This window comes from Bacillus sp. WC2503, from assembly GCF_052682895.1.
In genome coordinates this window covers 2,061,999-2,081,839 of record NZ_JBQYMD010000001.1, presented here as the reverse complement: position 1 = coordinate 2,081,839, position 19,841 = coordinate 2,061,999, and the positions used below count along the sequence as shown (strand labels likewise).

The following is a 19,841-nucleotide window of genomic DNA, read 5'->3' as shown; positions in this document are numbered from 1 at the left end:
AGAGAGAAATATGGCTGTAGAAGTTGTAATGCCGAAATTAGGAATGGCGATGAAAGAAGGTATTATTACGAGTTGGAATATTAAAGCTGGTGATAATGTAGCAAAAGGTGAATTAATTGCTAGTATTAATTCTGAAAAAATCGAAACAGAAATAGAAGCACCCGCTGATGGAACGGTACTGGATATAACTGTAAGTGAAGATGAAGGAGTTCCACCTGGTACTGTAATATGTTACATCGGAAAACCAAATGAACAGGTATCGGTAAATGAAACCGTAAATGCTACAGAAGAATCAATACCGAAAGTAGAACCTCAAAATGTACAACATCCTGAACCGTACGCGGAAGAAAGATCAAAGAAACAAAGAATAAAAATATCTCCTGTAGCAAAGAAAATGGCAACAGTTGAAAATATTGGAATTTCCACATTAATAGGAACAGGTCCTGGTGGGAGAATTACAAAGGTAGATGTATTAAAAGTACTTGAAGAAAAAGTTGCTACCCCAGAAACGTTTGTAAAAGAAGAAAGTAAAGTAATTCCTGTTACCGGTATGCGGAAAGAGATCGCAAATCGGATGCAAGCAAGCCTCCAAAATACCGCACAATTGACATTAACGATGAAAGTAGATGTTACGGATTTAGTTGCTTTACATAAAGAAATAGCGGAAGTTGTACAAAAACGGTACGATAACAAACTAACCATTACTGATTTGGTTTCTCGTGCTGTTGTATTAGCGCTTCAGGAGCATAAGGAAATGAACAGTGCTTATATAGATGATGCAATCCATCAATTTGAACATGTTCATTTAGGTATGGCAGTAGCGTTAGAAAACGGCTTAGTCGTTCCGGCTATTCGCTTTGCAAATAATCTATCTTTAGTAGAGTTATCTAAAGAGATTAAAAATGTGGCACAAAAGGCACGAGCAGGTAGTTTAAATAGTGATAATATGCAAGGAACGACATTTACAATTAGTAATTTAGGAAGCTTTGGTATCGAATATTTTACGCCAGTATTAAATACACCTGAAACTGGTATTTTAGGTGTAGGTGCAATTGAACATGTTCCAGTATATAAAGGAAAGAAAATAAAAAAAGGTAGTATGTTACCTTTAAGTTTAACATTTGATCATCGTGTACTAGACGGTGTACCAGCAGCTGCATTTTTACGCACAATTAAACAATACTTAGAAGAACCGGTAACAATTCTTTTATAAAGAGAAGGTGGGAGAATGAATAAATTAGTAGTTATTGGAGGCGGACCCGCTGGATATGTGGCGGCAATTACCGCAGCTCAAACTGGGAAAGATGTTACTCTTATTGATGAAGCTGATCTTGGTGGAACTTGTTTAAATGTCGGGTGCATGCCTACGAAATCTTTGTTAGAAAGTGCTGAAGTATACAATATTGTTAATCATGCGCAACGTTTTGGTGTATTAGTAGATAAGCAAAGTATATCAATTGATTGGAATCAAATACAGACCAAAAAATCACAAATTGTTGTGCAGCTCGTACAAGGAATACAATATTTAATGAAGAAAAATAAAATTAAAGTTATAAAGGGGAAAGGGAAATTTGAAACGGATCATCGTCTGCGAGTTATGCAGGGGAATAAGGAAGCGATAGTGGTTGGAGAACAATTCATTATTGCGGCAGGTTCAGAACCTACTGAATTACCTTTTGCTCCATTCGACAGGAAATGGATTTTAAATAGTAGTCATGCGATGTCTCTTGAAAACATACCAGCTTCATTACTTATTGTTGGCGGTGGCGTAATAGGTTGCGAATTTGCCAGTATATATAGTCGTCTTGGAACGAAAGTAATGATTGTTGAAATGGCACCGCAATTACTACCTGGTGAGGATGAAGATATCGCAAGCATTTTAAGAGAGAAACTAGAAAAAGATGGTGTAGAAATTTTCACAGGAGCAGCTTTAAAAGGATTAAACAATTATAAGAAACAGGCTTCGTTTGAATACGAAGGAAGTATGCACGAAGTAACTCCAGAATTTGTTCTCGTTTCTGTTGGTAGAAAACCTCGTGTGCAAGATTTAGGATTAGAAAAAGCAGGAGTTCAATTTTCAAATAAAGGGATTACTGTAAATGAGCATATGCAAACGAACGTATCACATATTTACGCAGCCGGTGATATTATTGGAGGAATACAGCTTGCTCACGTAGCCTTTCATGAAGGAACGACAGCGGCATTACATGCGAGCGGAGAAGATGTGAAAGTAAACTATCGTGCTGTGCCTCGTTGTATATACACAGCTCCAGAAATAGCTAGCGTCGGTTTAAGTGAAAAAGGTGCAAGAGAACAATATGGTGATATTATTATCGGAGAATTTCCTTTTACAGCGAATGGAAAAGCTCTTATTTTAGGAGAACAAATGGGGAAAGTAAAAGTCATTGTGGAACCTAAATATCAAGAAATTGTAGGGATTTCTATTATCGGTCCTCGTGCAACTGAACTAATTGGTCAAGGCACCGTAATGATTCATACAGAAGTTACCGCTGATATTATGAGAGGTTATATTGCAGCACATCCAACTTTATCTGAGGCAATTCATGAAGCTTTATTGCAGGCGATAGGACATGCTGTACATGCTTAAATGAAAATATAATAAACCACTATTCTCTAAATGAATGAGAGAATAGTGGTTTGAATTTTTACTATTTAATTTCAATAGCTGAAGTTATATCGTTCCAATCAGGAGCTAAATTAGCAGTTTTACCATACCAATCAGCGTGTTTAAATAAAACACCTTTTCCATATCCTTGTGTAGAAGTATGCTCCCAAAGTGTCGTTGAATAACTTGCAGAAGGTGACGCTGTACTTACAGAAGAAATTCTGTCGTTCCAGCTAGATGGTAAGTTTTTAAAGCCGCTACTCCAGTAAATATATTGGCCACCTTTATCTTTATGTTCATAAAAATCAGTACTACCAGCACCACTACCTAAAGGATTAATTTTATTTTTAAGTACTTTTTTATCCTTTTCAATATAAGCATCCAATGTTTCTCTACTAGTAAAACCATAAGCTAGCCAATCTCCATTTTCATTTTGCTCTGGTAATACCATAGTAATTTGGATGTCTTTCTTATCCTGATCACTTAATTTTGCAAATGAAGTAACATTCTGTTCATCCACTTTTAAATAATCAAATGACTTAATTGTGTTACCTTTTTCTTCAGCACTTGCTACGCCTAGTCCGCCAGTTAATGCAAAACCCGCTACTAATGTTCCTGCTACTAATTTCTTCAACCTATAACCATCCCTTTTTGTTTAGATTTTTGTACAGGTGAATCTTGTACAACTAAAATGTATTCTAATTTATTATTTTTGTAAATATTCTGAAGTTTTAGAAAAAATAGGCGGAATATTTACATTTTTACATTTTTTTTTTAGAAAAAATGATTATTGGAATGATATAATAAGCGGATACATTGCTTTTCTTGGATGATAAAATGTTTTAGGAGAGATGTAATTGAAATATTTCACAAAAGATTGGTATAAAGAAATGCAAATTTCAGGATTTGTGCATTTCATAGAGTCAATAGAAGAATGGAAAGACATAGATCCCGATTATATACAAAGTTTGAAAGACGAAGTAGAAGAAAGGAAAGAAGATTTATTACACTATCTTCCTGAAACACTACATCCATACATTCATAACAACATGTTTGATTCAGTATATCTACCTAATGAATTAAAGAAACTTTTGTTAGAGTGGACAGCAGATTATGAGGCAAGAATGGCACAATTAGATCAATCATACTTAAAACATTTTAATTCCATTAAGAAAAAACTTCCGTCTCATGTTGCTCAGCTACATGAGATGTCACTACATGATAGTGTGATTAAAGTAGTAAAGAGAAAATCAGAAGATACTTTGTCTATCGTATTAGATTGCAGTGGTACTTTTAGTGAATTTGATAAACTTGAAGTAACTTTTATAGGAGTAACCAAGTGTTCTATGCCAGAAAACTTTGAAAGTGCTTGGTGGCTATATCATGAAATAGCTCTTACTGAAGATGGTTTTGAACTAGGTGTTTTATTTGACTGTCCATTTAGAGAAGTGACGATTTGGGCAGCAGATGTATTCCTTGAGAAAAAATGATTAAGTTACATGTATATTAACTAATAATAAAGAGAGTTCCTTTAGATGGTATTTACAAGTTCAACAATAAAAAAACAGTCAATAAAGACTGTTTTTTTATTTTGATGCTAGATTCCCAAGCTTCCAATATGTATTTGTTAATGGAGCAACTTTACTATCAATATACAAATACATGTTATTTAAGTCTTTAGGAGAAGTTTTCATTTCAAATACAACGTCAGTAGTTAAAGAAAATTTGTGTGGAACATTTTTATAGTGCTCGTCATCTATCGGATGAGCTTCACCTTCATATTTCTGACCAGTTTTTTCATCTTGTATGAAATATTTTATTTTCGAAAGATCAATAGTTTGTCCATCGTCTCGAACATTATTAATCATAACACGAGTAGTAAGGCGCCACTCTTTGTCTATTTTTTCAAATTTTGCATTTTCAACTGTTGCTCTATAGTATTCGTTTTTAACTATTTCTCCATAGTGCATTGCATTCTTTTCGAGAGCGCTCTTTTCTTGTTTTGGTGTAGTATTGCTATTACATCCTGTTAATATTCCTGTAAATAATAATGCTGTACATGTCGTTTTGATTAATGATTTCATAGTAATTCCTTTCTGTATTAAAAAGTAAAACATAGGAATAATTTTACATGAATAAGGAAATAAATAGAAGTCTTTTAGTAGAATATACAAATGTGCATTTATTTTATGTAAAGTTAACAAAATAGAAAAAGAGAGAAAACCTGCATAAAGACGGAAGAAAAAGGATTGAAAATATTGTGAAACGGAAGAAACGTGCATATAATTAACATAAAGTTCAAATTTCTGAATCTTCAATAACGGTGGTGATAACATGTTTACTGAAGAACGTCGGGAGAAAATTTTAGAACTACTTAGTACAGATGGAAGAGTAATCGTAAAAGATCTTGCGGAAAGATTTGATATGTCTATTGATTCTATAAGAAGAGATTTGTCTATTATGGAAAAGGATGGTTTATTAAAAAGAACGCACGGAGGTGCAATTGAACTTACGCGAGTGAGAAACTTAGCTGCGGAACCAGCTAAACGTTATAGTGATAGCTCAATATATGAGGACACAATTGCAAGAGTTGCGGTATCTTATATAAAAGAAGGTGATTCAATTTTTATTGGTGGGGCTTCCGTTCATAATGCGATGCTGAAATATTTACCGGAAGTATCATTTACGGTTATTACGAATTCTATAGAAATAGCTGGTTATCTACGAGAATATAAGAATATTGATACGTATTTAATTGGCGGAAAAGTAAAACCTTCAGGGAATATTACTGATACACTTGCCTCTGAATTGATAAGTAGATTTTCTATTGATCTTTATTTCTCTACAGGTGGAGGCATTTCATTACAAGGTATTAGTACTGCAACACCTGAAGTTGCTTATTTTAGTAAAAGAGTAAGTGAAATTGCTAGAAGAAATATTTGTTTAGTTCCGCATAATAAACTTGGAATAGATTGTTTTATAAGAGGAGAGTCTCTAAAAGAAATTGACATTATTATAACTGACGAAGAGGCTAGTAAAGAAACTGTTCAGGACTTTGAGAAACAAGGTAAACAAGTTGTAATAGCGCCATTATATTCATTTGAAAGGAGTTTGACATGATTGTAAAAGAGCAAAAGTTTCATATAAATGGATTAACTTATACAATTCGTTCTGCAGCTGAGAAAGATGCTGAGCAGTTATCGGAAATTAGAGTTCAGATTGATGGAGAAACTGAAAATATGGATAGAGATGCTGGAGAGGGATTTATAGATAATCTAGGGTTTCAAAAAATAATAAAAACAGATATTGAAGAGACGAAGAATCTCTTTTTAGTTGTAGAAGTGCACAATCGAATTGTTGGATTTTCAAGATGTGAAGGATCAAATTTTAAGAGATTATCTCATAAAGTGGAGTTTGGCGTTTGTATTTTAAAAGAGTTTTGGGGATATAGAATGGGTAAGAGCCTATTACAACAATCTATTAAATGGGCTGACGAAAATGCAGTAAATAAAATATCTTTACAAGTATTAGAGACAAACGAGAAAGCTATTCATCTTTATAAAAAATTAGGTTTTGAAGTAGAAGGCATTTTGAAAAATGACAAAAGACTATCGGATGGAAAGTATTATAATACGGTAGTGATGGGAAGGTTTACTGATACTTTTCATAAAAGAGGTGAAGAAGTATGTTTTACAGAAGGAAGTACTATGTAGTGAAAAATGAATTCATAGAAGTATTTAATGATCATTTCAATAACACAAACTTACCTAATCAATTAAAGCATGGTTCTAGGCTAATAGGACGCTGGATGAAAGATAATAAGAATGGTACGTCTGAAGTATTTGCCATATGGGAATATGATAGTTATGAACAGTATAAAGAAATAGAATCGAAAATTAGAAGTGACGAGAGGCATGTTAGAAGAATACATGAATGGTATGAAAACCATGGCGGGAAAGAATATGTTTTACAGGAGTACATAGTAGAGATGAAAAATGAAGAGTTAGTATGTACTGTAAAGTAACAGAGGGGTGAGGGATAATTGAAATTAAAACAAAATTATATTTTAGTTTAGCATCCACTATTTTATTTGCAGCCGTGATTGTTTTCTTTATAAATGGTAATCCACAAAAATGGTTTTGGTTATGTATTTTCTTTGCGTCCATTATACAAAATATAGTGCTACTAAAAAAGAATAAAGAAATGCATTAAGATATTCAAATTATTAACATATTTGTGTCGTCTTTCTAGTTGTATTGAAAACGCTTTTATTCAGTTTTATAATAAAAGTATGTTTTATAAAGTGAAACTTTAATCAGTGGAGGTGTTATTCATCCCTCACTAATTATTAGTTAAACCAATCAGGCTTTTACGGGTAGCCTGACCCCCACCTAACTTCTTTGCTCTAGCTGAATTTTGAGGTGGGGGTCTTACTGCCCGTTAATGCGGAATAAATCTCCAAAACAATTAAAAGGGAGATGATACAATGTTAGCTTCACCGTTTTACTTACACACATGGAAAAAGTTTATTGATAAAGGAGTCCTTGATTCGAACCGTATAAACGAAAGAATTTCAGAGTCATGGCATCGATGTAAACAAGCAAATGTGAATCCTCATATGAATAAAGGTCAGAAAATTTTGTCTTCTAATATTTTTCAAGAACAAAAGAAAAAGAGTGAAATTTTCCTTGATATAGCATTACCTCAAATACAAAATATGAGAAAAACCATTGATGAACTACAAATGATGGCATTATTAATCGATCCAGATGGTTATGTTCTATCCTTAAGTGGAAATAAACAAACGTTAAAGCGAGCGAAACATATTAATTTTATTGAAGGTGTAAAATGGACGGAAGCAGCTGTGGGGACAAACGCAATAGGAACAGCATTAGAAATTGAAGAAGCTATTATGATAAGTGGTACTGAACATTACTCCGTGGCATCTCATAGCTGGAGTTGTGCGGCTGCTCCCATTCATAACGATGACGGGAAATTAATTGGTGTTCTAGATTTCTCCTGTCCAATTGAATTTTCGCATCCATATATGCTCGGTATGGTAACTTCAATTGCACATGCGATAGAACGTGAATGTAGCATAAGAGTTCATCAAAATGAATTACACTTAATTCATCGTTTTTTAGATGTCATTGATAGTGATGAACAAGTAGTTATTTGTAATCATCGTGATGTTATCGTTTCTGCGAGTAAGAGCGTTCGGGAACGAGTAACTAATTGGTCAAGAATGAAACTTGAAGATTTAATGCGCTATGGATTGGAAACTAAATTAGAGATACCAGTATATAGTAATGAAAGAATGATCGGGAAATGTATGTATTTAAAGGAAAACAAACAAATGAATACATATTCTGCTTTCACATTTATAAAAGGAATTACTTTTTCAGGAGTTACCGGGACAAGCAAAGCATTTCAACACACACTAGAAGAAATTAAGCTTGTTTCACCGACTGATGCTAGTGTGTATGTATGTGGTGAGACAGGAGTAGGAAAGGAATATGTTGCGAGAGCGATTCATGAAAATAGTCCAAGAAAAGACGGGCCCTTTATAGCTGTTAACTGCGGTTCTTTGCCTAAAGAATTAATGGAAAGTGAATTGTTCGGTTATGCTGAAGGTGCGTTTACAGGTGCGCGACGTCAAGGATATAAAGGGAAATTTGAACAAGCGAATGGAGGAACATTGTTTTTAGATGAAATTGGTGAAGTACCATCAGAGATGCAAGTAGCCTTATTGCGTGTTTTACAAGAACGCACAATAACTCCAATAGGAAGTTCAAAAGAGGTACCAGTAAATATTCGTATTATTACTGCCACACATAAAGATTTACTACGGTTAGTAGAAGAAGGGAAATTCCGTCAAGATTTATATTATCGTTTGCACGTTTATCCGTTATATGTTCCATCGTTACTAGAAAGAAAAGAGGATATTCCATATTTTATACAACACTTTTGCGAACGGAAGAATTGGAATGTTGTATTTCCGAAGAGTATTTGCAATCAATTTTTACAACATACATGGCCCGGAAATATTCGAGAACTAGTAAATGTATTAGAACGCATTTACATTTTGTCGCAAGGACGGGAAATATGCGAAAAACAAGTCGCTTTTTTGATACAAACAATGATGGGAAGTGAAAGACAATCCCAGTTGCAAACAGAAAATAATGAAGAACATACATTAAGTTTCCGTGAAAGAATACAGCATGATAGTATGATTGAAGCGCTTCAAAAGACGAACGGAAATGTTTCGTTAGCCGCAAAACTATTGGATGTACCCCGTAGTACATTTTATAAACGAATGCAAAAATTTAATCTATAAAAGTAGATTTTTGTAATCTGCTTTTTCTTTTTGAGCTCATGTTCTGTCGGAATGTGCGCTTCCCAGGGAAATAATAAAATAGTTAGACGGGAAATTCCCTAAAGGAGGTTAGTATGTGAAGTATATTGAAATTGGTATCGGGAATAGATGGTTCGTTCGAACAGAGACCGAAAATACAGACGGTACTGAATTTGAGGAAAAAGGAATTGTGAGACCTATTTATTTTGAATCATTTTATGTCCGTGTTTGGTTTCGGAAAATGTGTTTTATTTTTGATACGAAAGAGGGCTTTAAGAAAGTAAGGAAAAGTAGAGCTGAGTATAAGTTTATTATTGGAATTGTGAGTAGGTTAAAACAATAAAATAAAACAGGTTGTATTTTTATGATTATAATAATCACATACATACTCGCAATTATTATAATAGGCTATTCCATTTATAGTTAGAATGATGATTTTAAGAAAAAATAGCACACTTTAAATATGTGAAGTGCGCTATTTATATAATCCCGTTGTATACATCTCCGTTAATGTATACACTATTTCTTCTAGTTTTACTTCTTTGTTATTTTGTACAATAGTCCAAAGAAACATTTCATTCATTGCGAACCAACCGCGTGCCACGAGCTCTTTATTTAATTCAGGATGCGCTAATCCACTTTCTTGAGAGTAAGTAATATCCTGCGAAATACTTTTTATAAAGCGTTCGCGAATCTCACCCCATTTTTGACGTATCTCTTTTGATAATCCGATTGCTTCTTCGACAACTTGCAAAATAGCTCGTTCTTCTTCTGCTAATTGTAGGAATGCTCTAACGTGATTTTGAATCAAGTCACGTGCTGCTGCTTTCGTTTGAGGGAAGAAAGAGCGCCCAGCAATATTATAAAAACGATTCATAACATCTTCCATTAACACGATAAGGAGATCATCTTTGTTTTTAAAGTATACATATGCTGTTCCATAACCAGTTTCTGCATGTTTAATAATTTGCGTGATTGTCGTTTTCTGAAATCCATTAGTAATAAAAATAGTGTAACCCGAATGTAATAGTTTCTTTTTTGTTTCTAAGGAGCGGTGTTTTCTAGTTGAAAGAGTAGTGTTTTTCAAAGAATCACCTCTTTATACTGAAATATCTGAAAATATAATTGTATTGTAAAAGAAGATAGTATGTAAAGTCAACTGACATAATATCATTGACGTTATATCAACTAAGGTGATATATTTCAATTAGTTAGAATAAAAAGAAAATTAAGAGAAGGTGACACCATGTATAAAGAACCATTTCAACCAACTTATGAGTATGCGCTTGAGTGTGATAAACATGATGAACTGAAAGATTTTCAAACTGAATTCTATAAAAAAGAAGGAACTATATATTTAGATGGAAACTCATTAGGACTACTTTCGAAAAGAGCAGAAAAATCGTTACTTACTTTACTAGATTCATGGAAAGAGTATGGCATTGATGGCTGGACAGAAGGCGAACATCCATGGTTTTTCCTTTCGGAGAAATTAGGTGAACTGACGGCACCTCTTATTGGAGCTTTACCAGAAGAAACTATTGTAACCGGTTCCACGACTGCGAATATACACCAAGTTATTGCGACGTTTTATGAGCCGAAAGGAATACGTACAAAAATTCTTGCGGATGAATTAACTTTCCCGTCAGATATTTATGCACTTCAAAGTCAAATTCGTTTAAAAGGCTTAGAGCCAGATGAGCATTTAGTAAGAGTGAAAAGCCAAGATGGTCGAACACTTTCTGAAGAAGATATTATTCAGGCAATGGAAGATGATATCGCTTTAATTTTATTACCTTCAGTCTTATATAGAAGTGGTCAAATTCTTGATATGAAACGTTTAACAGTGGAAGCTCATAAACGTGGCATTCATATCGGATTTGATTTATGTCATTCAATTGGTTCTATTCCACATCATTTTAAAGAGTGGGATGTTGATTTCGCTGTATGGTGCAATTATAAATATTTAAATGCAGGGCCGGGTGGTGTTGCAGGTCTTTATGTAAATAGTAAACATTTTAATAGACTGCCAGGATTGTCTGGATGGTTTAGTTCTAGAAAAGATAAACAGTTTGATATGGAGCATACATTAACTGCAGCTGATCATGCAGGTGCTTATCAAATTGGTACACCTCACGTATTAAGTACAGCACCGTTAATCGGTTCTCTTGAAATTTTTAAAGATGCTGGTATGGAACGTTTACGTAAAAAGTCTTTACATATTACGAGATACATGCTGGATTTAATTGATCATGAATTAAAAGATTTCGGATTTACAATTGGAAACCCGTTAGAGGATGAAAAACGAGGTGGACATATTTATTTAGAGCATGCGGAAGCAGCGCGTATCTGTAAAGCACTAAAGGCAAATGGAGTAATTCCAGATTTCAGAGCACCAAATGGGATAAGACTTGCGCCAGTAGCTTTATACAATACGTATGAAGAAGTATGGAAGTCTGTTCAAATTTTAAAGAAAGTTATGAAGGAGGAAGAGTATAAACAATTTGAAAATAAACGAGAGGTTGTGGCATAAGAATGAAAACATCAAAGTGGATTGATATTTCACAGCCATTAAATAATGATATTGCAACTTGGCCAGGAGATACACCGTTCTCGTATGAAGTTTCATGGTCAAAAGAAGAGAGCGGTTCAGTAAACGTCGGAAAGTTAACGATGAGTATTCATACAGGTACTCATATTGATGCGCCTTTTCATTTTGATAATGACGGAAAGAAAGTAATAGATTTAGATGTTCAAGTTTATGTCGGACCTACGCGAATCATTGACGTTTCTAACCTTGAAAGCATCGGAAAAAAAGAATTAGAAAGTTTTCATTTAGAAGGTGTAGAACGACTATTATTACGTACATCTTCACATGGTAAAGCAGAAGAATTTCCAGATGTGATCCCGCATTTACGTGCTGATATTGCACCGTTTCTTTCTGATAAGGGAATTCGTTTAATCGGAGTGGATGTACCATCAGTTGATCCGTTAGATGATAAAGAACTAGCAGCACATCATCAATTGTTTAAATATGGAATTCATATTTTAGAAAATGTCGTACTAGATCATGTAGCAGACGGCGATTACGAATTAATTGCATTACCACTTGCGTTAACAGATGCAGATGGAAGTCCAGTTCGAGCTGTCATTAGACCAATATAAGTAGAAACATATAAAAGGGGTGTTTGACTAATATGAAAGAAAATGAAAAGGTAATTATGGAAAAAGGGATTCACACGGATTTTAAGGAAAATATGACGTATGGTGAGTATTTACAATTAGATAGTTTACTATCTTCTCAAAAGAGATTATCAGACCATCATGATGAAATGTTATTTATCGTTATTCACCAAGCTAGTGAGCTTTGGATGAAGCTTATTTTACATGAACTAAATGCAGCAATTGAATCGATTAAAAACGATAAATTAGCACCGGCATTTAAAATGTTAGCACGTGTATCAAAAATTCAATCGCAAATTATTCAATCTTGGGATATTCTTGCGACATTAACGCCATCTGAGTATATTGAATTCCGTGATTCACTCGGTCAAGCTTCAGGCTTTCAATCGTATCAATATCGAATGATTGAGTACGCACTTGGTTATAAAACACCACATGCATTAAAGATTTATGAAAAAGATCCAGAATTACACGCTCGACTTCATAAAGCGCTACACGCACCAAGTTTGTATGATGTTGCGATACAGGCGCTTGTTAAAGAAGGCTTCCAAATTCATAAAGATGTGTTAAATCGTGATATTACGCAGCCTTACGAAGAAGATGCAACTGTAGAAGCGGCTTGGATAGAAGTGTATGCGGACGTGAAGAAATATTGGGATTTATATCAGCTTGCTGAAAAATTAATTGATATCGAAGATTGGCTACAACAATGGCGTTTCCGTCATATGAAAACGGTAGAACGCATTATCGGAAATAAAATGGGAACTGGCGGATCTTCAGGTGTATCTTATTTAAAACGAGTACTTGATCAACAGTTCTTCCCTGAACTTTGGAATGTTCGTACGAAATTATAGGAATAAGCTTGTCAGCTAATTATGGCTGATAAGCTTATTTTTTTATTTGAGCACAATTATGTTTTAATAAAAGGAACAAGATATAATAAATGAAGTAACTATTTTAATGGAGGTAAGATTTTTGGATTTTAAGCAACTACAAAATAAATTTGAAAAGAAAAAAGTGAATACATTTCTTATTTATCAAAAAGGGGAATTAACAACTGAGTATTATAAAACACCCGAATGTGCAAATAACTTATATAAAATAAATTCGATTACAAAAAGTATCATATCTTTATTAATTGGTATTGCAATTGATAAGGGCTATATAAATGATATACATACACCGATTACAGAGTGGATTGAAAATGTACCTGGGGAAAAACATGATTTAACGCTGTATCACTTATTAACAATGACTACTGGTGAGGATTGGAAAGAGTTTGGGAATGGAGTAGTATTCCCAAATGACTTTGTAGAATCAGAGAACTGGGTACAGTACATATTAGAAAAGCCAATAATTGAAGAACCTGCTACAAAAATGAATTATAATTCAGGTTCTTCACATTTACTTAGCTATATTATTCAAGAAGCTACTGGGATGTCGACAGAGCAGTTTGTGAAAAGATATTTATTTGAGCCATTAGAAATTAGCGAATATGAGTGGCAACAAGATCCGCAAGGTATATATGTCGGCGGCTTCGGTATGAAAATGAAATCTACCGATTTATTAAAATTAGGAAAACTATGTTTGCAAAATGGATATTGGAATGAGAAAGAAATTGTATCAGCGAAATGGTTAGAAGAGTCAAGTAGGGCGCAATTTGAAACATATGAACATGTTGGCGCATATGGATATCACTGGTGGGTATTACATAACGAAAGATTTCACATACCGTATTGTATATATTTCGCTATGGGGTACGGCGGACAATACATCGTTATCATTCCTCAGTTAGAAGTAGTAGCTATTATAAGTAGTCATATGCCAAAACGTGGGCTCGTTCCATTAAAATTATTTATTGAGCATGTACAGGGAAATTCCAATTATATATAAGAAAAGGAGGGAATGTATGAGGGATGAAAAAACTTTATCTTTATTTAGACTATGTTTAAGTCTTCTAGCATGTAGTGCCATTATTACGCAATTCATAATCAGGGCACAATTGAAACCGTTCAATCCAGTTAATTTTTTTAGTTTCTTTACGATTGAAAGTAACATTTTAGTTGTATGTATTCTCCTTTTAAGTAGTATCGGAACAGCTACATTTGGTCGCTCAGAACAATTTAGTATACTTCGAGGTGCGGCAACGGTATACATACTTACGACAGGACTCATTTATTTTTTGCTATTAAGAGGATTAGAAGAGTCACTTCAAACGGCAATACCATGGGTAAATACAGTGCTACATTATATCATGCCGATTGCAATGCTTTTAGATTGGATTTTAAATCCACCTATTAAGAAAATCACTTGGAAACAATCTGCAAGTTGGCTCTTATTCCCGTTTTTTTACGTTGTATATAGCTTAATACGTGGCCCAATCGTGAATTGGTATCCATATCCGTTTTTAGATCCAAGAATAGGTGGGTATGGTAAAGTACTTTTATACAGTATAGGGATAGCGGTTGTAATTGGCGCTATTTGTATATTGGTAAGATTTTTAGGGAATCGAAACTTTAGGAAAGAATTTTAGAAATGCAAGGAGCCCCACTGTTTCCGTTTTTAACAGTGGGGTTTCATTTTATCCCGCATTAACGGGGCAGTAAGACCCCCACCTCAAAATTCAGCGAAAGCAAAGAAGTTAGATGGGGGATCAACTGCCCGTAAAAGCCCGATTGGTTCAACTAATAATCAGTGGGAGATGAACAAACCCCCCACTGATTAAAGTTTTACTTTATCTACTCGTCTTCTGAAACGACAACTTTATAAATTTCTCTGTCTTCGTTTCAAATTCTACATCAACAAAAACACCATATTCTTTTCCATCTTCACGTAGCCACAATTTAAACTTTTCAACAGTTATTTGAACCGTTTTTGGTTTTCTACCTATATGAAGATAATCAACAATCTCTGCTTTCGGATATTGTTCTTTCGTCTTTTCTACAGCAAGTTTACCCCATTTTGCATAAGGCGGTTGTGCATGAACAATCGATGACCCGGTATATATATTTAAACATGTTGTTAATAAAAGAATGACGAATGCGATACGCTTTAACAATTGCTTCATAATGAACTCCTTTTCTCCTTTTTGTATATTGTTTACATATTCTTTCAACGATATAAGTTTGGATTTTTTTGTCTTCTTTACATAAAAGCGAGGCTTTTACAAAACATAACCAAGAAATCATTTCTGTAATTAAGGAGGGAAAATTATGCGCCAAAAAGCTATTTTTAAAATAGCAGTTTTACTTGCGTTCATAGGACTGTCTTTAATGGTCAGTAGTATACAACTAAAGAATGTAGAAGCTTTTTCTAATCAAGTCATTCAAAGAGGAGCATCCGGTGAAGATGTCATTGAACTACAATCTCGTTTGAAATATAACGGATTTTATACAGGAAAAGTAGATGGTGTTTTCGGATGGGGTACATATTGGGCACTTCGGAATTTTCAAGAGAAATTTGGACTACCTGTTGATGGTTTAGCGGGTGCTAAAACGAAGCAGATGCTCGTAAAGGCAACAAAGTATGATAAGTCGACTGCGAATAAAGGGACGACAACGAATAAAGGAAATAGTGGTGGCACTGCACAAGAAAATAAACCACCACAAAATAAAGGGACAAATGTTCCGAACGGTTATTCCCAAAATGACATTCAGCTCATGGCAAATGCAGTATATGGAGAATCACGTGGTGAGCCGTATTTAGGACAAGTTGCAGTAGCTGCAGTTATTTTGAACCGTGTTACAAGCGCATCATTCCCAAATACCGTTTCAGGTGTAATCTTTGAGCCGAGAGCGTTTACAGCGGTGGCTGATGGACAAATATATTTAACGCCAAATGAAACAGCGAAAAAAGCGGTTTTAGATGCGATAAACGGCTGGGATCCAACAGGAAATGCTTTATATTATTTCAACCCAGATACTGCGACAAGTAAATGGATTTGGACTCGTCCACAAATTAAAAAAATTGGTAAACATATTTTCTGTAAATAGAGCGGAGGTGGGACAATGTTAAGAGGTATTATCATTGTATTATTAACAGTTGGTGTAGTTGGAACAGGATATTGGGGCTATAAAGAGCACCAAGAGAAAAATGCGGTTTTAATTCGAGCGGAAAATAGTTATCAACGAGCATTCCATGATTTAGCATACGAAGTTGATTTATTACACGATAAAATTGGTACAACACTTGCGATGAATTCACGCTCATCTTTATCACCTGCATTAGCAGATGTATGGCGTTTAACATCTGAAGCTCGTTCAGATGTAGGACAACTCCCGTTAACATTAATGCCGTTTAATAAAACGGAAGAGTTTTTAGCAAATATCGGTGATTTTAGTTACCGTGCAGCCATTCGTGATTTAGAAAAAGAGCCGTTAAATGAACAAGAATATAAAACGTTGCAAACTTTATATTCAAATGCGGGAAATATACAAGATGAACTAAGGAAAGTACAACATCTTGTTTTGAAAAATAATTTACGCTGGATGGATGTTGAAATGGCACTTGCATCAAATCGCGATCCAGCAGATAACACAATTATTGATGGATTAAAAACTGTAGAGAAAAACGTAACATCATACTCTTCTACAAACTTCGGACCGACCTTTACAAGTGCACAAAAAAATAAAAAAGGTGGATTTGAAGCAGAAGGAAAGGCAATTTCTAAAGATGAAGCAGCAAAAATCGCAAAATCATTTTTAAATTTAAAAGGAAATGAAAAAGTCGATGTAGAGAAAAGTGGAAAAGGTGCGAAAGAATCATTCTATAGTGTGAAGATTAAAGACTCTGCAACGAATAATGAGTTTTACATGGATATTACCGGAAAAGGCGGATATCCAATTTGGGTAATGAATAATCGAGAAATTAAAGAACAGAAAATTAGTTTAAATGATGCAGGAAGTAAAGGATTGACGTTTTTAAAGGATCATAAGTTTAATAATATGGAGCTCTATGATAGTTCTCAATATGATACTATCGGCGTGTTTACTTATGTAGTAAATGAGAATGGCGTACGGATTTATCCGGAAGCAATCCAAATGAAAATTGCTTTAGACGACGGATCTATCGTTGGATTTTCTGCAAAAGAATATTTAGCATCACATCAAAAACGAACAATTCCGTCTGCCAAGCTAACTGCAGCAGAAGCAAGGAAGAAAATTAACCCTGATGTGAAAGTGATGGAAGAGCGAAAAGCAGTTGTAGTAAATGATTTGCATAATGAAGTACTTTGCTATGAATTTGTTGGAACGTTAGGGAAAGATACGTATCAAATTTTCATCAATGCGAATAGCGGAGCAGAAGAAAAAGTGAAAAAAATGCAAGCTGTTGAAAAAATTTATGATTAAACCTTAATAGTAAAGTGGTGAAAAGAATGAAAATCCTAATATATGTGTTGATGCTTTGCTTTTTTATAACTGGATGCAGTATTGGAAAAAAAGACAATCCAAATGAAAAGCCAGAACAAAAAAATGTCTCAATGAAAAATGTTAATTATACAAACAAATCAAATAAGCCAAATGAAAAAGCAGCGGATCATTTAGCATCTTTAGCGGCAAGTGTGCCAGGTGTGAATGATGCAACAGCAGTAGTTGTTGGAAAATATGCTATTGTAGGTATTGATGTAAAAGCGAAACTAGACCGAACTCGTGTTGAGTCAATTAAGTACTCTGTTGCAGAAAGTTTAAAAAACGATCCGGATGGTGCGAATGCAGTCGTTGTAGCTGATGTTGATACGTATGAACGGCTGAAACAAATTGGAAAGCAAATTAAAAAAGGGAAAACTGGCGAAGGTATACTGGATGAATTAGCAGCAATTGTTGGCCGCGTGATGCCACAAGTTCCGAATGATATGATTGAAAATAGAGAAACGAATCCAATTAAAGATAATGACAAGCAATTACCAAAAGATGAAGAACAAGAACTAAGAAAAGAACAGAATGACCAATCTAATAATCATTTGAATAAGTAAAATGAGCCTCGTACTAAATTGTACGAGGCTTTTTAAATATAATATTAAATATTCAGTTTATTTTTAAGGGAATATATGGTTTAATTATTGTGGGAGGGACAACTGTTATGATGAAAAAAAGTGCATTTATTTTATGTGGTTTCTGCCTAAGTTTCAGTATGACAGCCTGTGAACAAAAGAAAGAAGTGAAAAAGCAAACAGCGACTTCTTCTACTGTGATGGAAAGTCAGAAGAAAGAATTTATCAATATAAATCATTTCTCAAAAATAGATGAAGGAATGACTTATACAGAAGTGAAAGATTTAATCGGTTTTGAAGGAAATTTACTTATAGAAGAAGGGGTAGAACATTCTACACAAATTAAACAAATTTTTGCTTGGAAGGGGAATAATCCAAATTCATTTGTTGAAATTACATTTTTGGATGGAAAAGTGCATTCTAAATCACAGCAAGGTTTAAGTTAATTTGATAAAAATTGGAGAGTATAGCATGAACATACATACTGGGGAAATACAATTAGTTCCGTATAAGGAGACGTATAAAGAAATTATACAATCATTTACTTTACCAAGTGAACAAGTTCAATTCACATCAGATCCAGGCGAATTATTGAAAAAAGCAAAAAGCGATCGCACAAAAAATGTAATTGTTATTTTAGATTACAACGGGGTACCTGTTGGTCTTTTCGCATTACAAACAGGCGAAAGAGTACAAGAGTTCACAGAGAATGAAGATGCTTTACTTTTAACATCATTTTCTATAAATTATAATAAACAAAGAAGAGGATACGCTAAAAAATCATTGGCATTATTAAAAGATTTTGTAAAACGTTATTTTCCAATAGAAAATGAAGTTGTACTTGCTGTAAATGAAAAAAATATGCCAGCACAAAAGTTATATGAAAAAGTTGGCTTCGAAGATAGAGGCTTTAGAAGAATGGGACCGATTGGTCAACAAATAATAATGCATTTACCTATAATAAAATAACGGGATAGAAAACTTACTCTTGAACATTCATGTAGTAAGTTTTTTTTATTTTGTGTTATGTTAGTAAAAACGAAAGTAGGTATCCAAAAAAGATAAAGGTTTCAACATATATAATTGAAAGGTCAATGAATATGCGAGGAGTAATGATATGACAATTTATATTGCGTTACTAAGGGGAATCAATGTAGGTGGACATAAAATAATCAAAATGGCAGATTTAAAACGATTGTTTGAATCAATAGGATTAAAACAAGTGAAAACATATATTCAAAGCGGTAATATCGTGTTTGAATCTGAGGAAGATATAAACGCTCTAAAAGTAAAAATTGAATCTGAAATTAAAAAGGAATTTAATTTTGATGTTCAAGTCATCCTAAAAACAAATGAAGAATTAATAAATACTATAAAATATTCCCCTTATAAGGCGGATGCTTTGTTAGAAGGAGAAAGTATACACGTTGCCTTTTTAGCTCATCCATTTTCTGAAGATGAGAGGAAGCAGTTACTTATGTACAAAAGTGAACTTGAAGATTGCTATATAGATGAGAAGGTTGTATATTTGTATTTCAAAAATAGCATTCGGAATTCTAAATTAATGAACCAATTTCAGAAGTTACATACACCAGCTACAGTAAGGAATTGGCGAACTGTTAATAAATTAAAAGCAATTGTAGAGGGTATGTAAATATAAAAAGATGAGGTTTCTATATATAGAAAAC

Annotated in this window: 23 protein-coding genes; 19 read left to right on the top strand and 4 right to left on the bottom strand. The window is 33.9% G+C overall.

Annotation, left to right across the window (positions count from 1 at the left end; translation table 11 throughout):
• Positions 1-10 precede the first annotated feature (10 nt).
• Together ACUN26_RS10580 and lpdA are read left to right on the top strand one after the other, a co-directional pair.
• Positions 11-1,213: a dihydrolipoamide acetyltransferase family protein gene (locus tag ACUN26_RS10580; RefSeq protein WP_000257789.1), complete on the top strand. Its 1,203-nt coding sequence runs from the start codon at positions 11-13 to the stop codon at positions 1,211-1,213.
• A 15-nt stretch (positions 1,214-1,228) separates the two neighbouring features.
• Complete coding sequence (gene lpdA, locus ACUN26_RS10575; RefSeq protein WP_001038364.1) at positions 1,229-2,608, top strand: dihydrolipoyl dehydrogenase; 1,380 nt, start codon at positions 1,229-1,231, stop codon at positions 2,606-2,608.
• A 61-nt stretch (positions 2,609-2,669) separates the two neighbouring features.
• Here the strand turns inward: lpdA and ACUN26_RS10570 are convergent, their stop codons facing one another.
• Entirely contained in the window at positions 2,670-3,260 is a 591-nt protein-coding gene (locus ACUN26_RS10570; RefSeq protein ID WP_000737317.1) for a hypothetical protein, read from the bottom strand.
• Between the two features lie 223 nt (positions 3,261-3,483).
• On the opposite strand from ACUN26_RS10570, the gene ACUN26_RS10565 reads away from it, so the two are divergent.
• The gene (locus ACUN26_RS10565; protein ID WP_000873423.1) at positions 3,484-4,116 is read left to right on the top strand and encodes a DUF4085 family protein; all 633 of its coding nucleotides are present in this window, start codon (positions 3,484-3,486) and stop codon (positions 4,114-4,116) included.
• Between the two features lie 96 nt (positions 4,117-4,212).
• On the opposite strand, the gene ACUN26_RS10560 is transcribed toward ACUN26_RS10565, so the two are convergent.
• Positions 4,213-4,710: a hypothetical protein gene (locus ACUN26_RS10560; protein WP_000838463.1), complete on the bottom strand. Its 498-nt coding sequence runs from the start codon at positions 4,708-4,710 to the stop codon at positions 4,213-4,215.
• A 250-nt stretch (positions 4,711-4,960) separates the two neighbouring features.
• On the opposite strand from ACUN26_RS10560, the gene ACUN26_RS10555 reads away from it, so the two are divergent.
• From ACUN26_RS10555 to ACUN26_RS10535, 5 genes are all read left to right on the top strand, one after another.
• A complete protein-coding gene (locus tag ACUN26_RS10555; RefSeq protein ID WP_000493650.1) occupies positions 4,961-5,746 on the top strand; it encodes a DeoR/GlpR family DNA-binding transcription regulator in 786 nt (261 codons plus the stop codon).
• The gene (locus ACUN26_RS10550) at positions 5,743-6,339 is read left to right on the top strand and encodes a GNAT family N-acetyltransferase (RefSeq protein ID WP_000635699.1); all 597 of its coding nucleotides are present in this window, start codon (positions 5,743-5,745) and stop codon (positions 6,337-6,339) included. Before ACUN26_RS10555 ends, ACUN26_RS10550 begins: the two co-directional genes overlap by 4 nt.
• Positions 6,312-6,650: an NIPSNAP family protein gene (locus ACUN26_RS10545; protein ID WP_000499990.1), complete on the top strand. Its 339-nt coding sequence runs from the start codon at positions 6,312-6,314 to the stop codon at positions 6,648-6,650. The genes ACUN26_RS10550 and ACUN26_RS10545 overlap by 28 nt, the downstream gene beginning before the upstream one ends.
• A 462-nt stretch (positions 6,651-7,112) precedes the next feature.
• Positions 7,113-8,963: a sigma-54-dependent Fis family transcriptional regulator gene (locus ACUN26_RS10540; RefSeq protein WP_000881389.1), complete on the top strand. Its 1,851-nt coding sequence runs from the start codon at positions 7,113-7,115 to the stop codon at positions 8,961-8,963.
• Positions 8,964-9,078: 115 nt separating this feature from the next.
• Positions 9,079-9,324, top strand: a complete 246-nt coding sequence (locus ACUN26_RS10535) for a DUF3977 family protein (protein WP_000873853.1) — start codon at positions 9,079-9,081, stop codon at positions 9,322-9,324.
• Between the two features lie 132 nt (positions 9,325-9,456).
• Here the strand turns inward: ACUN26_RS10535 and ACUN26_RS10530 are convergent, their stop codons facing one another.
• Complete coding sequence (locus ACUN26_RS10530; protein ID WP_000799614.1) at positions 9,457-10,068, bottom strand: TetR/AcrR family transcriptional regulator; 612 nt, start codon at positions 10,066-10,068, stop codon at positions 9,457-9,459.
• A 159-nt stretch (positions 10,069-10,227) separates the two neighbouring features.
• Here ACUN26_RS10530 and kynU point away from each other — a divergent pair, with 159 nt between their 5' ends.
• The 5 genes from kynU (at position 10,228) to ACUN26_RS10505 (ending at position 14,697) form a co-directional block, all read left to right on the top strand.
• Positions 10,228-11,514 carry a kynureninase gene (gene kynU, locus ACUN26_RS10525; RefSeq protein ID WP_000276279.1) on the top strand — a complete coding sequence of 429 codons (1,287 nt, stop codon included), beginning with the start codon at positions 10,228-10,230 and terminating at the stop codon, positions 11,512-11,514.
• Positions 11,515-11,516: 2 nt separating this feature from the next.
• Positions 11,517-12,146, top strand: coding sequence for an arylformamidase (gene kynB / locus ACUN26_RS10520; RefSeq protein ID WP_000858202.1), 630 nt, complete (start codon positions 11,517-11,519; stop codon positions 12,144-12,146).
• Positions 12,147-12,178: 32 nt separating this feature from the next.
• Positions 12,179-13,018, top strand: coding sequence for a tryptophan 2,3-dioxygenase (kynA, locus tag ACUN26_RS10515; protein WP_000661949.1), 840 nt, complete (start codon positions 12,179-12,181; stop codon positions 13,016-13,018).
• A gap of 121 nt (positions 13,019-13,139) precedes the next feature.
• Positions 13,140-14,057: a serine hydrolase domain-containing protein gene (locus ACUN26_RS10510; RefSeq protein WP_000346270.1), complete on the top strand. Its 918-nt coding sequence runs from the start codon at positions 13,140-13,142 to the stop codon at positions 14,055-14,057.
• Positions 14,058-14,073: 16 nt separating this feature from the next.
• Positions 14,074-14,697: a Pr6Pr family membrane protein gene (locus ACUN26_RS10505; RefSeq protein ID WP_001204117.1), complete on the top strand. Its 624-nt coding sequence runs from the start codon at positions 14,074-14,076 to the stop codon at positions 14,695-14,697.
• 201 nt (positions 14,698-14,898) lie between these two features.
• Here ACUN26_RS10505 and ACUN26_RS10500 read toward each other — a convergent pair whose 3' ends face one another.
• Positions 14,899-15,231 (bottom strand): YqzG/YhdC family protein, encoded by a 333-nt coding sequence (locus tag ACUN26_RS10500; RefSeq protein ID WP_000811610.1) that lies wholly within the window; start codon positions 15,229-15,231, stop codon positions 14,899-14,901.
• A 145-nt stretch (positions 15,232-15,376) separates the two neighbouring features.
• Here ACUN26_RS10500 and sleB point away from each other — a divergent pair, with 145 nt between their 5' ends.
• The 6 genes from sleB to ACUN26_RS10470 all read left to right on the top strand — a co-directional run bounded on the left by sleB (position 15,377) and on the right by ACUN26_RS10470 (position 19,807).
• Positions 15,377-16,156, top strand: a complete 780-nt coding sequence (gene sleB / locus ACUN26_RS10495) for a spore cortex-lytic enzyme (RefSeq protein WP_001249053.1) — start codon at positions 15,377-15,379, stop codon at positions 16,154-16,156.
• A 15-nt stretch (positions 16,157-16,171) separates the two neighbouring features.
• Complete coding sequence (ypeB, locus tag ACUN26_RS10490; RefSeq protein WP_000943731.1) at positions 16,172-17,512, top strand: germination protein YpeB; 1,341 nt, start codon at positions 16,172-16,174, stop codon at positions 17,510-17,512.
• Positions 17,513-17,538: 26 nt separating this feature from the next.
• Entirely contained in the window at positions 17,539-18,135 is a 597-nt protein-coding gene (locus tag ACUN26_RS10485; RefSeq protein ID WP_000698005.1) for a YhcN/YlaJ family sporulation lipoprotein, read from the top strand.
• 107 nt (positions 18,136-18,242) lie between these two features.
• On the top strand, positions 18,243-18,599 hold the full coding sequence (locus tag ACUN26_RS10480) for a hypothetical protein (RefSeq protein ID WP_000976449.1): 357 nt from the start codon (positions 18,243-18,245) through the stop codon (positions 18,597-18,599).
• Between the two features lie 25 nt (positions 18,600-18,624).
• Positions 18,625-19,122: a GNAT family N-acetyltransferase gene (locus ACUN26_RS10475; protein ID WP_001020893.1), complete on the top strand. Its 498-nt coding sequence runs from the start codon at positions 18,625-18,627 to the stop codon at positions 19,120-19,122.
• Positions 19,123-19,270: 148 nt separating this feature from the next.
• Positions 19,271-19,807, top strand: coding sequence for a DUF1697 domain-containing protein (locus tag ACUN26_RS10470; RefSeq protein WP_000158249.1), 537 nt, complete (start codon positions 19,271-19,273; stop codon positions 19,805-19,807).
• The last annotated feature ends 34 nt before the right edge of the window (positions 19,808-19,841 follow it).

What these genes read in the sequence shown, in the direction of transcription:
- ACUN26_RS10580 (WP_000257789.1), top strand. Translation starts at nt 11, where the DNA reads ATGGCTGTAGAAGTTGTAATGCCGAAATTAGGAATGGCGATGAAAGAA.
- lpdA (WP_001038364.1), top strand. Translation starts at nt 1,229, where the DNA reads ATGAATAAATTAGTAGTTATTGGAGGCGGACCCGCTGGATATGTGGCG.
- ACUN26_RS10560 (WP_000838463.1), bottom strand. Translation starts at nt 4,710, where the DNA reads ATGAAATCATTAATCAAAACGACATGTACAGCATTATTATTTACAGGA.
- ACUN26_RS10555 (WP_000493650.1), top strand. Translation starts at nt 4,961, where the DNA reads ATGTTTACTGAAGAACGTCGGGAGAAAATTTTAGAACTACTTAGTACA.
- ACUN26_RS10550 (WP_000635699.1), top strand. Translation starts at nt 5,743, where the DNA reads ATGATTGTAAAAGAGCAAAAGTTTCATATAAATGGATTAACTTATACA.
- ACUN26_RS10545 (WP_000499990.1), top strand. Translation starts at nt 6,312, where the DNA reads ATGTTTTACAGAAGGAAGTACTATGTAGTGAAAAATGAATTCATAGAA.
- ACUN26_RS10540 (WP_000881389.1), top strand. Translation starts at nt 7,113, where the DNA reads ATGTTAGCTTCACCGTTTTACTTACACACATGGAAAAAGTTTATTGAT.
- kynU (WP_000276279.1), top strand. Translation starts at nt 10,228, where the DNA reads ATGTATAAAGAACCATTTCAACCAACTTATGAGTATGCGCTTGAGTGT.
- kynB (WP_000858202.1), top strand. Translation starts at nt 11,517, where the DNA reads ATGAAAACATCAAAGTGGATTGATATTTCACAGCCATTAAATAATGAT.
- kynA (WP_000661949.1), top strand. Translation starts at nt 12,179, where the DNA reads ATGAAAGAAAATGAAAAGGTAATTATGGAAAAAGGGATTCACACGGAT.
- ACUN26_RS10505 (WP_001204117.1), top strand. Translation starts at nt 14,074, where the DNA reads ATGAGGGATGAAAAAACTTTATCTTTATTTAGACTATGTTTAAGTCTT.
- ACUN26_RS10500 (WP_000811610.1), bottom strand. Translation starts at nt 15,231, where the DNA reads ATGAAGCAATTGTTAAAGCGTATCGCATTCGTCATTCTTTTATTAACA.
- sleB (WP_001249053.1), top strand. Translation starts at nt 15,377, where the DNA reads ATGCGCCAAAAAGCTATTTTTAAAATAGCAGTTTTACTTGCGTTCATA.
- ypeB (WP_000943731.1), top strand. Translation starts at nt 16,172, where the DNA reads ATGTTAAGAGGTATTATCATTGTATTATTAACAGTTGGTGTAGTTGGA.
- ACUN26_RS10485 (WP_000698005.1), top strand. Translation starts at nt 17,539, where the DNA reads ATGAAAATCCTAATATATGTGTTGATGCTTTGCTTTTTTATAACTGGA.
- ACUN26_RS10480 (WP_000976449.1), top strand. Translation starts at nt 18,243, where the DNA reads ATGATGAAAAAAAGTGCATTTATTTTATGTGGTTTCTGCCTAAGTTTC.
- ACUN26_RS10475 (WP_001020893.1), top strand. Translation starts at nt 18,625, where the DNA reads ATGAACATACATACTGGGGAAATACAATTAGTTCCGTATAAGGAGACG.
- ACUN26_RS10470 (WP_000158249.1), top strand. Translation starts at nt 19,271, where the DNA reads ATGACAATTTATATTGCGTTACTAAGGGGAATCAATGTAGGTGGACAT.